Consider the following 13,894-nt stretch of genomic DNA (forward strand, 5'->3'; position numbering starts at 1 on the left):
CGTTACCAGACGAAGGCGAGGACTTCCCCGCCAACGCTCCGCTTGCGGGCCTGCCGGTCGGTGAGCAGCCCCTGGGACGTCGAAATGATCGCCACGCCCAGCCCGCCGAGCACCCGCGGGAGCCCGTCCGACTTGGCGTACACCCGGAGACCGGGCTTGGACACGCGCTTGATGCCGGCCAGGCTCCGCTCGCGGTTCTGGCCGTACTTCAGCTCGACGACCAGTCGCTTGCCGACGGCGCCCTCCTCGGGCTCCTCGACCGACCAGGTGGCGATGTAACCCTCGGCCTTGAGGACCTCGGCGATGTTCGCCTTGATCTTCGAGTAGGGCATCGTCACCCGGTCGTGGTACGCCTGGTTGGCGTTACGCAGACGCGTGAGCATGTCTGCGATCGGGTCGGTCATCGTCATGAAAACTCGTCAACCTTTCTCGCCGGGGTTCCCCGGGCCAGGCCCGGGGCCTACGGCGAAGAGACAGTTCAGCTGACGCGCCGGAGCGCGCCGGGCTATTACCAGGAAGCCTTGGACACGCCGGGCAGCTCACCGCGGTGGGCCATCTCCCGGATGCACACCCGGCAGAGACCGAACTTGCGGTAGACCGCCTTCGGACGCCCGCACCGCTGGCAGCGGGTGTACGCGCGAACCGAGAACTTCGGCTTCGCGGCCGCCTTGAGGATCAGCGCCTTCTTGGCCATCTCAGTTCTCCTTGAACGGGAAGCCCAGGAGCTTGAGCAGCGCCCGGCCCTCGTCGTCGGTCGTGGCGGTCGTGACCACCGTGATGTCCATGCCCCGCTGGCGATCGATCTTGTCCTGATCGATCTCGTGGAACACCGACTGCTCGGTCAGGCCGAACGTGTAGTTGCCGTGCCCGTCGAGCTTGCGCCCGTCCAGGCCGCGGAAGTCGCGGATACGCGGCAGCGCGATCGAGAGCAGCCGGTCCAGGAACTCCCACATCCGGTCGCCGCGGAGGGTGACCTTCGCGCCGATCGGCATGCCCTCGCGGAGCTTGAACTGCGCGATGGACTTGGTGGCCCGCCGGACCTGCGGCTTCTGGCCGGTGATGGTGGCCAGGTCGCGAACGGCCCCGTCGATCAGCTTGGCGTCGCGAGCAGCCTCGCCGACACCCATGTTGACGACGATCTTGACCAGCCGCGGCACCTGCATCGGGTTGGCGAACTCGAACTGCTTCTGCAGCTCGGCCACCACCTCGTTGCGGTACCGCTCCTTGAGGCGCGGCAGGGTCTTGGTTTCGGTAGCCGTGGTCATCAGAGGTCCTTACCGGTGCTACGCGCGATGCGGACCTTCTGGCCGTTGTCGTCGATCCGGTAGCCGACGCGGGTCGGCTTGCCGTCGGAGTCCAGGACCATCACGTTCGAGACGTGGATCGGGGCCTCCTGGGTGACGATGCCACCGGTCTTGGCGCCACGCTGGGTGGTGCTGATACGGGTGTGCTTCTTGACCCGGTTCACGCCCTCGACCAGGACCTTGTCCTGCCGCGGGTAGGCCGCGATGACCTTGCCCTTGGCACCCTTGTCCTTGCCGGCGATGACGACGACCGTGTCGCCCTTCTTGACCTTCACGGTCACAACACCTCCGGCGCGAGAGAGATGATCTTCATGAACCGCTTGTCCCGCAGCTCCCGGCCGACCGGGCCGAAGATACGGGTACCGCGCGGGTCCCCACCGTCCTTGATGATGACGGCGGCGTTCTCGTCGAAGCGGATGTACGACCCGTCCGGCCGCCGCTTCTCCTTGGCGGTCCGAACGACGACAGCCTTGACGACGTCGCCCTTCTTCACACCGGCACCGGGGATCGCGTCCTTGACGGTCGCCACGATGACGTCGCCGATGCTCGCGTAGCGCCGACCGGAGCCGCCGAGCACCCGGATGCACAGGATCTCCCGGGCACCCGTGTTGTCGGCGACGCGCAGTCGCGACTCCTGCTGAATCACGTCTATCTCCTATGTCTGCCGGTTCTCCGGCCGCTCAGGGCGGCCGGAGCCTGGCGGAACCTGCGCCCGACCGAGACCCGGCCGAGCTCGAGCCTTCGCTACTTGGCCTTCTCGAGGATCTCCACGAGCCGCCAGCGCTTGGTGGCGGACAGCGGCCGGGTCTCCATGATCAGGACCCGGTCGCCGATGCCGGCCGAGTTCTGCTCGTCGTGCACCTTCAGCTTGCTCGTACGGCGCATGATCTTGCCGTACAGCGCGTGCTTGACGCGGTCCTCGACCTCGACCACGACGGTCTTGTCCATCTTGTCGCTGACCACGAGGCCCTCGCGAACCTTGCGGCGGGCCCGCGCGGGGGCGGTGGTGTTCTCACTCATGATGCAGTCACCTCAGTCGGCGCGGCCGAGAGACCCAGCTCACGCTCACGCATGATCGTGTAGATCCGGGCGATCTCCCGACGGATGACCTGCAGCCGCCGGTTGTTGTCCAGCTGCCCGGTTGCGGCCTGCACGCGGAGGTTGAACAGCTCCGCCTTAGCCTCGCGCAACTTCGTGACCAGCTCCTCCTCGGAGAGCTCACGCAGCTCGGAGGGCTTGACGCCCGCTGCCATCAGGATTCACCCACTTCGCGCGTAACAATGCGGCACTTCATCGGGAGCTTGTGGATCGCGCGACGCATCGCCTCTCGCGCGATCTGCTCGTTGGGGAAGGACATCTCGAAGAGGACCCGCCCCGGCTTCACGTTGGCGACCCACCACTCGGGCGAACCCTTACCGGAACCCATCCGGGTCTCGGCCGGCTTCTTGGTGAGGGCCTGGTCCGGGAAGATCGTGATCCAGACCTTGCCGCCACGCTTGATGTGACGGGTCATCGCGATACGCGCCGACTCGATCTGGCGGTTGGTCACGTACGCCGGCTCGAGAGCCTGGATCCCGAACTCGCCGAACACCACCCGGTTACCACCCTTGGACGCGCCGCTGCGGTCCGGGTGGTGCGGCTTGCGGAAGCCCTTCGGGGGCTTGCGCGGCATCAGCATCTGTCAGCCCTCCTGCTGCGTTTCTGCCGGCTGGTTACCGACCGGAGCCGAGGCGGCTGCGGCGACAGCGCTGCTGTCGACCGGCTCACCGGCCGGCGTCTCCGCCTGCTGCGCGATGGTGGTCGCGGCAGCCCGGCCGGCCTCGGTGCCACCGGCGGTCGTACCGGACGAGCCCGAGCGGCCACGGCGCGGCCGGTCCGGCCGGTCGCCACGGTCGCGGCGCGGGCCGCGCGACGGGGCGGCCTCGGCCGGGGCCTCGCGGCCCGGGACGGCGTCGCCCTTGTAGATCCAGACCTTCACGCCGATCCGGCCGAAGGTGGTACGGGCCTCGAAGAAGCCGTACTCGATGTTGGCCCGCAGCGTGTGCAGCGGAACCCGGCCCTCGCGGTAGAACTCGGTCCGGCTCATCTCGGCGCCGCCGAGACGGCCCGAGACCTGAACCCGGATGCCCTTGCAGGCGGGGTTCTTCATCGCGGACTGCATCGCCTTGCGCATGGCCCGACGGAAGCTGACCCGGCTGGACAGCTGCTCGGCAACGCCCTGCGCGACCAGCTGCGCGTCCGACTCGGGGTTCTTGACCTCGATGATGTTCAGCTGGACCTGCTTGCCGGTGAGCTTCTCCAGCTCGCCGCGGATCCGGTCGGCCTCCGCACCCTTACGGCCGATGACGATGCCCGGCCGGGCGGTGTGGATGTCGACGCGGACCCGGTCCCGGGTGCGCTCGATGTCGACCTTGGAGATGCCGGCGCGCTCGAGGCCCTTGGACATCATGCGGCGGATCTTGACGTCCTCGCCGATGTAGTCCTTGTAGAGCTTGTCCGCGAACCAGCGGGACTTCCAGTCGGTCGAGATGCCGAGCCGGAACCCGGTCGGGTGAACCTTCTGACCCATTACTCGGCACCCTCCGTCGTGCTCTGCTCCTCGGCGGCCGGCTTGGCCGGAGCGGCCTTCTTCGCCGACTTCTTCGGCGCGGCCGGCGCGACCGCCTCGACCGCCACGGTGATGTGGCAGGTGCGCTTGCGGATCCGGTACGCCCGGCCCTGCGCACGCGGCCGGAACCGCTTCATGGTCGGGCCCTCGTCGACGAACGCCTCACTGACGAGCAGCGCGTCGGGGTCCAGCCGCTCGTTGTTCTCCGCGTTGGCGATCGCGCTCGCGAGCACCTTGTACACCTGCTCGCTCGCAGCCTGCGGCGCGAACTGCAGCACCGTGAGCGCCTCCTTCGCGGGCAGGCCGCGGACGAGGTTGACCACCCGGCGCGCCTTCATCGGCGAGATGCGCACGTGCCGCGCAACCGCCCGCGCGCCCGGAAGCACCGGAGCGTCGCCCTTTCCTGGCATCGCTGTAACCCCTTGTTCCTCTATCCGTATGCCCGCGGCGTCAGCGCCGGCGGCTCTTCCGGTCGTCCTTCTCGTGACCCTTGAACGTGCGGGTCAGCGCGAACTCGCCGAGCTTGTGCCCGACCATGGCCTCGGTCACGAAGACCGGGACGTGCTTGCGTCCGTCGTGCACGGCGATCGTGTGACCCAGCATCTCCGGGATGATCGTCGAGCGGCGCGACCAGGTCTTGATCACGTTCTTCGAGCCCTTGTCGTTCTGCGTCTCCACCTTCTTGAGCAGGTGGTCGTCGACGAACGGGCCCTTCTTCAGGCTGCGAGGCATGTCTTATCTCCCTCAGCCGCGCTTACGCGTGGCGTAGCGGCGGCGGACGATCAGCCGGTCGCTCGGCTGGCCCTTACGACGGGTGCGGCCCTCGGGCTTACCCTGCGGGTTGACCGGGTGGCGACCACCGGAGGTCTTACCCTCACCACCACCGTGCGGGTGGTCGACCGGGTTCATCGCGACACCACGGACGGTCGGGCGCTTGCCCTTCCACCGCATACGGCCGGCCTTACCCCAGTTGATGTTCGACTGGTCGGCGTTGCCGATCTCGCCGATGCTGGCGCGGCAGCGCACGTCCACACGCCGGATCTCACCGGACGGCATACGCAGGGTCGCGTACGCGCCCTCACGGCCGAGCAGCTGGATGCCGACGCCGGCCGAGCGGGCCAGCTTGGCGCCGCCACCCGGACGCAGCTCCACGTTGTGGATGGTGGTACCGACCGGGATGTTGCGCAGCGGCAGGTTATTGCCCGGCTTGATGTCGGCGCCCGGACCGGACTCGACGCGGTCGCCCTGCTTCAGGTCCTTCGGCGCGATGATGTAGCGCTTCTCGCCGTCGGCGTAGTGCAGCAGCGCGATGCGCGCGGTGCGGTTCGGGTCGTACTCGATGTGAGCGACCTTCGCCGGCACGCCGTCCTTGTCGACCCGCTTGAAGTCGATCAGACGGTACTGACGCTTGTGACCGCCGCCGTGGTGCCGCGTGGTGATCCGGCCGTGGGCGTTGCGTCCGCCCTTCTTCGGCAGCGGAGCCAGCAGCGACTTCTCGGGCGTCGACCGGGTGATCTCGGCGAAGTCGGCAACGCTCGAGCCACGCCGGCCCGGCGTCGTCGGCTTGTACTTACGGATAGCCATTGTCTACACCCCTCAGCTGACCGGGCCGCCGAAGGCCTCGATACGGTCACCGTCAGCCAGCTTCACCATCGCGCGCTTGGTGTCCTTGCGCTTGCCGAACCCGGTACGGGTCCGCTTGCGCTTGCCCTCGCGGTTGAGCGTGTTGACCGTCAGGACGCGGACGTTGAAGATCTGCTGAATAGCGATCTTGATCTCGGTCTTGTTGGCGTCCGGGTGCACCAGGAAGGTGTACCAGTTGCGGTTCAGCTCGCTGTAGCTCTTCTCCGAGACGACCGGCGCGACGATGACGTCACGCGGATCGGCGATCGTGCTCACTTGCCATCCTCCTCGGTGGTCTCGGCGGGAACGCCCAGGAACTCGTCCAGGGCCTCCTTGGTGAAGACCACGTCGTCGGCCACCAGCACGTCGTAGGTGTTGAGCTGGCCGGCCTCGATCAGGTGCACCCGGCTGTCCCGCGCGTTGCGCAGGTTCCGCAGCGACACCCAGTTCAGCTCGTCGGTGCTGCTCAGCACGACCAGGACCCGACGGGCCTGGGTCAGCTTGGTCAGCGTGGCCAGGGCCGCCTTGGTGGACGGCTTCTCGCCCGAGACGAACGCCTCGACGACGTGCACCTGGCCGGCGCGGGCCCGGTCGGAGAGGGCGCCACGCAGGGCGGCGGCCTTCATCTTCTTCGGGGTGCGCTGGCTGTAGTCGCGCGGCACCGGGCCGTGGACCACGCCACCGCCGGCGAACTGCGGCGCGCGGGTCGAGCCCTGGCGGGCACGACCGGTGCCCTTCTGCTTGTACGGCTTCTTGCCTCCACCGGAGACCTCGCCGCGGGTCTTCGTCTTGTGCGTGCCCTGGCGGGCCGCCGCGAGCTGGGCCACCACGACCTGGTGCATCAGGGCGATGTTGGCCTGCGCGTCGAAGATGTCGGCCGGCAGCTCCACGGAGCCGCTCTTGGCGCCTTCGACGTTGATCACGTCAACGGTGGTCACTTGGCCGCACCGCCCTTCTTCACCTTCGCCTTGGCCGCGGTGCGGACCAGGACCAGCGCGCCCTTCGGGCCAGGGATGGCGCCGCGGACGAGCAGGAGGTTGTTCTCGGTGTCGACCGCCTGGACGGTCAGGTTCTGGACGGTGTAGCGCACGCCACCCATCCGGCCCGCCATCCGGGTGCCCTTGAAGACGCGACCCGGGGTCGCGCAGGCGCCGATCGAGCCGGGCGAGCGGTGCTTGCGCTCGACACCGTGGCTGGCGCGCAGACCGTGGAAGCCGTGCCGCTTCATCGGGCCGGCGTAGCCCTTGCCCTTGGTCTTGCCGGTCACGTCGATCACGGCGCCGGCCGGGAACTCCTCGACCGTGACCTCCTGGCCGGGCGCGTAGTCCGCGGCGTCGGAGGTGCGCAGCTCGACGATGTGCCGGCGCGGCGCGACGTCCGCCTTGGCGTAGTGCCCGGCGATCGGCTTCTTGACCTTGCGCGGGTCGATGACCCCGTACGCCAGCTGGACCGCGGAGTAGCCGTCCTTGTCGGCGCTACGAACCTGGCTCACGACGCACGGGCCGGCCTGAACCACGGTCACGGGCACAACCTTGTTGTTGTCCCAGACCTGGGTCATGCCGAGCTTGGCGCCCAGGATCCCCTTGACTTGCCTGTCCATTTGTCCGGTCCCTACAGCTTGATCTCGATGTCGACGCCAGCCGGCAGGTCGAGGCGCATGAGCGAGTCGACCGTCTTCGGGGTCGGGTCGATGATGTCGATCAGACGCTTGTGCGTACGCATCTCGAAGTGCTCGCGCGAGTCCTTGTACTTGTGCGGCGAGCGGATGACGCAGAAACGGTTGATCTCCGTGGGCAGCGGCACCGGGCCAGCGACCTGCGCCCCGGTACGCGTCACCGTCTCGACGATCTTCCGAGCCGAGGAGTCGACGACCTCGTGGTCATAGGCCTTGAGCCGGATGCGGATCTTCTGTCCCGCCATGGTGGCTTCTGTTCCTTCTCTCGATGCCGCTGTGTTGCGGGCGCCTGTACCGGCTGGCACAGGCCCACTTCCGCCGACCCCCGCGGTCGGGCGTGTCGCGCCCGTGGGCCAGGCCCGCCCCGGGACTCCGGAGCGATTCTCTGACCACGCGGTGGGTCATGGCGCCGATCGCGGGGGCCGCGACCTGGACGCCGCGCGAGGGTGGTTGACCGCCGATGGCGATCAACCACCCTACGCGAGACAGTCTGACTCCCGGAGGTCCAGCGTCAACCGGACGCAGGCGACCGACTGTCGTTACGCAACCTGACTAGTATGCCGCACGACCGGCGGCGACGCTAATCGGGGTTACCCAGCTCACTTGATGATCTTGGTGACGCGACCCGCGCCGACCGTACGACCACCCTCGCGGATCGCGAACTTCAGGTTCTCCTCCATGGCGATGGGCTGGATCAGCTTCACCGTCATCGAGGTGTTGTCGCCCGGCATGACCATCTCGGTGCCCTCGGGCAGCGTGACGACGCCGGTGACGTCCGTGGTCCGGAAGTAGAACTGCGGGCGGTAGTTCTGGAAGAACGGGGTGTGCCGGCCGCCCTCCTCCTTGGAGAGGATGTAGACCGTCGCCTCGAACTCCGTGTGCGGGGTCGTGGTGCCCGGCTTGATGACGACCATGCCGCGCTCGACGTCCTCGCGCTTGATGCCGCGCAGCAGCAGACCGACGTTCTCACCCGCGCGGGCCTCGTCGAGCAGCTTGCGGAACATCTCGATGCCGGTGCAGGTGGTCTTCATCGACTTCTCACGGATGCCGACGATCTCCACCTCCTCGTTCGGCTTGAGGATGCCGCGCTCGGCGCGACCGGTCACCACGGTGCCGCGACCGGTGATCGTGAAGACGTCCTCGATGGGCATGAGGAACGGCTTCTCGGTCTCGCGCTCCGGCTGCGGGATCGCGGTGTCCACGGCGTTCATCAGGTCCAGGAGCTTCCCGGTCCACTCCGGGTCACCCTCCAGGGCCTTCAGCGCCGAGACCCGGACGACCGGCAGGTCGTCACCCGGGTACTCCTGCGAGGAGAGCAGCTCACGGACCTCGAGCTCGACGAGCTCCAGGAGCTCCTCGTCGTCGACCATGTCGCTCTTGTTGAGCGCCACGACGATGTACGGCACACCGACCTGACGGGCCAGCAGCACGTGCTCGCGGGTCTGCGGCATCGGGCCGTCGGTCGCCGCCACCACCAGGATCGCGCCGTCCATCTGCGCGGCACCGGTGATCATGTTCTTGATGTAGTCGGCGTGACCGGGGCAGTCGACGTGCGCGTAGTGACGCGCCTCGGTCTGGTACTCGACGTGCGCGATGGAGATCGTGATGCCGCGGGCCTTCTCCTCCGGCGCCTTGTCGATCTCGTCGAACGGCGTGTACGGGTTCAGGTCCGGGTACTGGTCGTGCAGGACCTTGGTGATGGCCGCCGTCAGCGTCGTCTTACCGTGGTCGATGTGACCAATGGTGCCGATGTTGACGTGCGGCTTAGTCCGCTCGAACTTCGCCTTCGCCACTGGTGTCCTCCTGTGGACTTTCTTGGTTCGTTCGCCCCGGCGCGCCGTTCGGCGCTTAGGACTCTGTCGACAGCCTTTCCGGCCGGAAGGCCGGAGAGCTTTTGTGGGTTCTGCGGCGATGAAGCCTACAGGCCCGGTCTCACGCAATCCGATCGAGGTGGCCGCGGGCGGGAGAACCCTCCCGCGACCGCCCTCGTGTCATCGGATCAGCCGAGGGTGAGTGTCACTCACCCGTCGCCTTGGCGATGATCTCCTTGGCCACCGAGTTCGGAACCTCGGCGTAGGAGTCGAACTGCATGCTGTAGCTAGCCCGGCCCTGGGTCTTCGACCGCAGGTCGCCGACGTAGCCGAACATCTCCGACAGCGGCACCAGGGCCCGGACGACGCGAGCGCCGCTGCGCTCCTCCATCGCCTGGATGATGCCACGCCGGGAGTTGAGGTCGCCGATGACGTCACCCATGTTCTCCTCAGGAGTGGTGACTTCAACGGCCATCATCGGCTCGAGGAGAGCGGGGTCGGCCTTGCGGGCCGCCTCCTTCATCGCCATCGAGCCGGCGATCTTGAACGCCATTTCCGACGAGTCGACCTCGTGGTACTGGCCGTCCACCAGGGTGAGCTTGACGCCCACCAGGGGGAAGCCGGCGAGGATGCCGTACTGCATGGCGTCCTGCGCGCCCGCGTCCACCGAGGGGATGAACTCCCGGGGGATGCGGCCACCGGTCACGGCGTTGGCGAACTCGTAGGTCGGGGCCTCGTTGCCGAGCGGCAGCGGCTCCACGCTGATGATCACGCGGGCGTACTGGCCGGAGCCACCGGTCTGCTTCTTGTGGGTGTACTCGACCTTCTCCACCGCGCGGCGGATGGTCTCGCGGTACGCCACCTGCGGCTTACCGATGTTCGCCTCGACGTTGAACTCGCGGCGCATCCGGTCGACCAGGATGTCCAGGTGCAGCTCGCCCATGCCGGAGATGACCGTCTGACCGGTCTGGTCGTCCAGCTTGACGCGGAAGGTCGGGTCCTCCTCGGCCAGCCGCTGGATGGCGGTGCTGAGCTTCTCCTGGTCGGCCTTGGTCTTCGGCTCGATGGCCACCTCGATGACCGGCTCCGGGAAGGTCATCGACTCCAGGATGACCGGGTTCGCCGGGTCGCACAGGGTGTCACCGGTGGTGGTCTGCTTCAGACCCTGCACCGCGATGATGTCGCCGGCCTGGGCGGAGCTGCGCTCCTCCCGCTTGTTGGCGTGCATCTGGTAGATCTTGCCGATCCGCTCCTTGCGGTCCTTGGTGGAGTTGATCACCTGAGAACCGGACTCGAGCGTGCCGGAGTAGATCCGGACGTACGTCAGCTTGCCGAGGTGCTTGTCGGTCTGGATCTTGAAGGCCAGGCCGGAGAACGGCTCGGAGACCGAGGGCTTCCGCTGCAGCGGGGTCTCGCCGTCGGTGGCCGTACCCTCGATCGCCGGGATGTCCAGCGGCGAGGGCAGGTACGCGACGACCGCGTCCAGCATCGGCTGGATGCCCTTGTTCTTGAAGGCGGTACCGGTGAGGACCGGGTTGGCCTTGCCGGCGATGGTGGCCCGGCGGATGGCGGCCTTGATCTCGTCGGCCGAGATCTCCTCGCCCTCGAGGTACTTCTCCATCACCGAGTCGTCGACGTCGGCGAGGGTCTCCATCAGCTTCTCGCGCCACTCCGCGGCGGAGTCGGCGAGGTCGGCCGGGATCTCCTCGACCGCGTAGTCCTCACCCTTCTGGGTCTCGCCGCGCCAGGTGAGCGCACGCATCTCGACCAGGTCGACCACGCCGATGAAGTCGGACTCGGCGCCGATCGGGATCTGGAGCACCAGCGGGGTGGCGTTGAGCCGGTCGATCATCATCTGCACGCAGCGGAAGAAGTCGGCGCCGGTCCGGTCGAGCTTGTTGACGAAGCACATCCGGGGGACGTTGTACTTGTCCGCCTGCCGCCAGACGTTCTCCGTCTGGGGCTCCACGCCGGCCACGCCGTCGTAGACCGCGACCGCACCGTCCAGAACCCGCAGCGACCGCTCGACCTCGACCGTGAAGTCGACGTGGCCGGGCGTGTCGATGATCTGGATCGTGTGGCCCTTCCACTCGCACTTGGTGGCGGCGGAAGTGATGGTGATACCGCGCTCCTGCTCCTGCTCCATCCAGTCCATGACGGCGGCGCCCTCGTGGACCTCACCGATCTTGTACGTGATGCCGGTGTAGAACAGGATTCGCTCGGTGGTAGTGGTCTTACCGGCATCGATGTGGGCCATGATGCCGATGTTGCGTACGTTGGCGAGCGCGTCTGCGGCGGCCACTTCAATCCCTACTTATCGTCGTCTCGACACAACTGGTGGCGGTTCCGGCGCCTGCCGGCGCCGGAACCTCAGGTGTTACCAGCGGTAGTGCGCGAAGGCCTTGTTGGACTCGGCCATCTTGTGCGTGTCCTCACGCCGCTTGACGGCGGCGCCGAGGCCGTTGCTCGCGTCCAGCAGCTCGTTCATCAGCCGCTCGACCATGGTCTTCTCGCGCCGGGCCCGGGAGTAGGTCACCAGCCAGCGCAGACCGAGCGTGGTCGCGCGGGACGGCCGGACCTCGACCGGAACCTGGTAGGTGGCGCCACCGACACGGCGGCTGCGCACCTCGAGGGTCGGCTTGACGTTGTCCATCGCGCGCTTGAGCGTGACGACGGGGTCGGTGCCGGACTTCTCGCGGCAGCCCTCCAGGGCGGCGTACACGATGCGCTCGGCGAGCTGACGCTTGCCGCGCAGCAGGATCTTGTTCACCAGCTGGGTGACCAGGGGCGAGTTGTACACCGGGTCAGCGACCAGCGGCTTCCGCGGAGCGGGTCCCTTACGCGGCATGTCAGCTCTTCTCCTTCTTCGCGCCGTAGCGGCTGCGAGCCTGCTTGCGGTTGCGGACACCCTGGGTGTCCAGCGAGCCGCGCACGATCTTGTACCGCACGCCGGGGAGGTCCTTCACACGACCGCCGCGCACGAGCACGATCGAGTGCTCCTGAAGGTTGTGGCCGACGCCCGGGATGTAGGCGGTCACCTCGATCTGGCTGCTGAGCTTGACACGAGCGACCTTGCGCAGCGCCGAGTTCGGCTTCTTCGGGGTGGTGGTGTACACGCGGGTGCACACGCCGCGCCGCTGGGGAGACCCCTTGAGCGCCGGGGTCTTGGTCTTGGTCGTCTTGGCCTGACGGCCCTTTCGGACCAACTGCTGAATGGTGGGCACCGGGTTTCTCCGCTCCCTTCGGCCGCTGCGAGGCGACCGCGCCGTCTGCTCCAGCCGTCCGGATGGGCGGCTCTCCTACATTCCAACCGGGGCCGCCTGACGGCGTCCCAGCACCCGCGGTCGGGCGTGTCGCCCAAGTCACGGTCCCGGTGCCGGCCGCTGGCGCGTCGTACCGGGTTGTTTGGTCTTGATGGTGCGACCGCGCGATTCACCGGCTGACCGGTTCCAGCGCACGCACGCATTGCCCGGGCGAGCCCGGGCACAAGGGGAAAGAGTACCTACCACAGCCGCGCCGGTCAAAACGGATGGGTCGGGAGGACCGCTGCCGCGGTCCGCCGGGCCGATCTCCGGATCGCCGACGCGCCCATGATGGGCACCTACAGTGACAAGTGTACCGGCTCGTCCGCCGCGCGGCCCGGCGGCCCCGACACAGCCCACCCCCCGGGCACCCGGACATACCGGTCGCGGCAGGTCACCGGCCGCACCGGCCCCACCGGGGACCTCAGGTGATCTGCACCACGAGGGCCAGCCCGAGCCCGACCAGGCTGAACAGCAGCCCCACCCCGCCGCAGGAGAGCCCGGCCACGGCCAGGCCGGCGCCGGTGAACCGCACCGCCGGCGGCGGCGCCGGCCGCCGGATCTGCCGCCGGGCCAGCAGCCCGGCGACCACCGCGCCGACCCCGATCAGCGCGCCGAGCACGGTGAACGCGCCGGCCGCCCAGGCGCCACCGTAGTCCGGCCCGGCGATACCGAAGCAGAAGACCAGAAGAGAAACCAGAATCGCGGCGATCCCCGCGATCAATGAGCCGATGGCGAGCCCCGAGGTGACCGGCGGCACGTCCAGGTGGACCACCCCGAACGGCGTACCCGGCACCGCGTCGACCCGCTTCGGCGGCCGCGGCGCCTCGGCCGGCGGCGGCGGGAACGCCGGCCCCCAGCCCCCGTGGCCGGGCGCGCTTCCCGGCGCCGGCCACCCGCCGCCGTGGGCCGGCGCGTTCCCCGGGTACGCCCCGTGCGGGTGATGCGCCGGCGCGGACGCGGAACCCGGCGGATACGGCCCCGGGCGGTTCGGGTCGCCTCCCGGCGCGGCCGGTTCCGTCACGGTTCCTCCTGTCCACACCCGCCCGCCACCCGGCGGACACCGGCCAGGCTACCGTCGCCGGTCACGGCCGGGTGGGCGGGCGCGGCTCCGCTCCCCCGCCCGGTCAGTCGAAGTTCGGCGCGAAGTCGTGGCCGAACGAGCCGTCGGCGTACCGGACCACGCCGATCACCACCGCCGCCACCACCGCCGCCGCGGTCAGCACCAGCCCGGTCCGCGCCATCTGCTCGCCGCGCCGCAGCCAGTCGCCGCCGGTGAGATAACCACCAGATGTGTACGCCTCGCGGCGCGCCTGCCGGGCCAGCGTGAGCGCGATCGTGGCCGGCACCGCGCCGCCGATGAACAGACCGGTGAGCGCGCCGATCAGGCCGAGCGCGAAGACCGCCCGCGCCTTGGTGGAGCGGACCGGCTCCGGGTCGTGCGGATGGCGGTGCGCCTGCGGCACGACGGGCGCCGGCCCGGGCACTGTCGTCATGCCCTCCATCATGCCCCGGATCCGGTTCCCCGGTCCCGGCAAGCCGGCCCGGACGCGACGAGGCCCCCGGCTGCT

The 13,894-nt window shown here is 68.6% G+C and carries 22 protein-coding genes; all 22 read right to left on the reverse strand.

The window, feature by feature from the left end; translation table 11 throughout:
* Positions 1–2: 2 nt before the first annotated feature.
* The 22 genes from rpsH to KBX43_RS07155 all read right to left on the reverse strand — a co-directional run bounded on the left by rpsH (position 3) and on the right by KBX43_RS07155 (position 13,819).
* Positions 3–410: a 30S ribosomal protein S8 gene (rpsH, locus tag KBX43_RS07050; protein ID WP_013288624.1), complete on the reverse strand. Its 408-nt coding sequence runs from the start codon at positions 408–410 to the stop codon at positions 3–5.
* A 98-nt stretch (positions 411–508) separates the two neighbouring features.
* A complete protein-coding gene (locus tag KBX43_RS07055) occupies positions 509–694 on the reverse strand; it encodes a type Z 30S ribosomal protein S14 (protein ID WP_007073023.1) in 186 nt (61 codons plus the stop codon).
* Position 695: 1 nt separating this feature from the next.
* The gene (gene rplE, locus KBX43_RS07060; RefSeq protein ID WP_018784556.1) at positions 696–1,265 is read right to left on the reverse strand and encodes a 50S ribosomal protein L5; all 570 of its coding nucleotides are present in this window, start codon (positions 1,263–1,265) and stop codon (positions 696–698) included.
* The gene (gene rplX / locus KBX43_RS07065; RefSeq protein WP_013288626.1) at positions 1,265–1,585 is read right to left on the reverse strand and encodes a 50S ribosomal protein L24; all 321 of its coding nucleotides are present in this window, start codon (positions 1,583–1,585) and stop codon (positions 1,265–1,267) included. The genes rplE and rplX overlap by 1 nt, the downstream gene beginning before the upstream one ends.
* The gene (rplN, locus tag KBX43_RS07070) at positions 1,582–1,950 is read right to left on the reverse strand and encodes a 50S ribosomal protein L14 (protein WP_007073026.1); all 369 of its coding nucleotides are present in this window, start codon (positions 1,948–1,950) and stop codon (positions 1,582–1,584) included. The genes rplX and rplN overlap by 4 nt, the downstream gene beginning before the upstream one ends.
* Before the next feature lie 98 nt (positions 1,951–2,048).
* Complete coding sequence (rpsQ, locus tag KBX43_RS07075) at positions 2,049–2,324, reverse strand: 30S ribosomal protein S17 (protein WP_030501606.1); 276 nt, start codon at positions 2,322–2,324, stop codon at positions 2,049–2,051.
* Positions 2,321–2,557 carry a 50S ribosomal protein L29 gene (gene rpmC / locus KBX43_RS07080; protein ID WP_013288628.1) on the reverse strand — a complete coding sequence of 79 codons (237 nt, stop codon included), beginning with the start codon at positions 2,555–2,557 and terminating at the stop codon, positions 2,321–2,323. Before rpmC ends, rpsQ begins: the two co-directional genes overlap by 4 nt.
* The gene (gene rplP / locus KBX43_RS07085; protein ID WP_007465292.1) at positions 2,557–2,982 is read right to left on the reverse strand and encodes a 50S ribosomal protein L16; all 426 of its coding nucleotides are present in this window, start codon (positions 2,980–2,982) and stop codon (positions 2,557–2,559) included. Before rplP ends, rpmC begins: the two co-directional genes overlap by 1 nt.
* Before the next feature lie 3 nt (positions 2,983–2,985).
* Entirely contained in the window at positions 2,986–3,873 is an 888-nt protein-coding gene (gene rpsC, locus KBX43_RS07090; RefSeq protein WP_013473694.1) for a 30S ribosomal protein S3, read from the reverse strand.
* A complete protein-coding gene (rplV, locus tag KBX43_RS07095; RefSeq protein WP_018784552.1) occupies positions 3,873–4,322 on the reverse strand; it encodes a 50S ribosomal protein L22 in 450 nt (149 codons plus the stop codon). The genes rpsC and rplV overlap by 1 nt, the downstream gene beginning before the upstream one ends.
* 40 nt (positions 4,323–4,362) lie before the next feature.
* A complete protein-coding gene (gene rpsS, locus KBX43_RS07100) occupies positions 4,363–4,644 on the reverse strand; it encodes a 30S ribosomal protein S19 (protein WP_007073032.1) in 282 nt (93 codons plus the stop codon).
* 12 nt (positions 4,645–4,656) lie between these two features.
* A complete protein-coding gene (gene rplB / locus KBX43_RS07105; protein ID WP_013288631.1) occupies positions 4,657–5,496 on the reverse strand; it encodes a 50S ribosomal protein L2 in 840 nt (279 codons plus the stop codon).
* A 12-nt stretch (positions 5,497–5,508) separates the two neighbouring features.
* The gene (gene rplW / locus KBX43_RS07110; RefSeq protein ID WP_013288632.1) at positions 5,509–5,811 is read right to left on the reverse strand and encodes a 50S ribosomal protein L23; all 303 of its coding nucleotides are present in this window, start codon (positions 5,809–5,811) and stop codon (positions 5,509–5,511) included.
* The gene (rplD, locus tag KBX43_RS07115) at positions 5,808–6,473 is read right to left on the reverse strand and encodes a 50S ribosomal protein L4 (RefSeq protein WP_013288633.1); all 666 of its coding nucleotides are present in this window, start codon (positions 6,471–6,473) and stop codon (positions 5,808–5,810) included. The genes rplW and rplD overlap by 4 nt, the downstream gene beginning before the upstream one ends.
* Positions 6,470–7,135: a 50S ribosomal protein L3 gene (gene rplC, locus KBX43_RS07120; protein WP_030501609.1), complete on the reverse strand. Its 666-nt coding sequence runs from the start codon at positions 7,133–7,135 to the stop codon at positions 6,470–6,472. Before rplC ends, rplD begins: the two co-directional genes overlap by 4 nt.
* 11 nt (positions 7,136–7,146) lie before the next feature.
* Entirely contained in the window at positions 7,147–7,455 is a 309-nt protein-coding gene (rpsJ, locus tag KBX43_RS07125; protein ID WP_007073037.1) for a 30S ribosomal protein S10, read from the reverse strand.
* A 354-nt stretch (positions 7,456–7,809) separates the two neighbouring features.
* Positions 7,810–9,003, reverse strand: coding sequence for an elongation factor Tu (gene tuf / locus KBX43_RS07130; protein ID WP_013288635.1), 1,194 nt, complete (start codon positions 9,001–9,003; stop codon positions 7,810–7,812).
* A 223-nt stretch (positions 9,004–9,226) separates the two neighbouring features.
* A complete protein-coding gene (gene fusA / locus KBX43_RS07135) occupies positions 9,227–11,323 on the reverse strand; it encodes an elongation factor G (RefSeq protein WP_030501610.1) in 2,097 nt (698 codons plus the stop codon).
* 75 nt (positions 11,324–11,398) lie between these two features.
* Positions 11,399–11,869, reverse strand: a complete 471-nt coding sequence (rpsG, locus tag KBX43_RS07140) for a 30S ribosomal protein S7 (RefSeq protein ID WP_013288637.1) — start codon at positions 11,867–11,869, stop codon at positions 11,399–11,401.
* A gap of 1 nt (position 11,870) precedes the next feature.
* On the reverse strand, positions 11,871–12,245 hold the full coding sequence (gene rpsL, locus KBX43_RS07145) for a 30S ribosomal protein S12 (protein ID WP_007465318.1): 375 nt from the start codon (positions 12,243–12,245) through the stop codon (positions 11,871–11,873).
* A 502-nt stretch (positions 12,246–12,747) separates the two neighbouring features.
* On the reverse strand, positions 12,748–13,119 hold the full coding sequence (locus KBX43_RS07150; protein ID WP_176722859.1) for a hypothetical protein: 372 nt from the start codon (positions 13,117–13,119) through the stop codon (positions 12,748–12,750).
* Positions 13,120–13,450: 331 nt separating this feature from the next.
* Entirely contained in the window at positions 13,451–13,819 is a 369-nt protein-coding gene (locus KBX43_RS07155; protein ID WP_030501612.1) for a hypothetical protein, read from the reverse strand.
* Positions 13,820–13,894: the final 75 nt, after the last annotated feature.

This window comes from Micromonospora sp. C41, assembly GCF_018070485.1.
GTDB lineage: Bacteria > Actinomycetota > Actinomycetes > Mycobacteriales > Micromonosporaceae > Micromonospora > Micromonospora chalcea.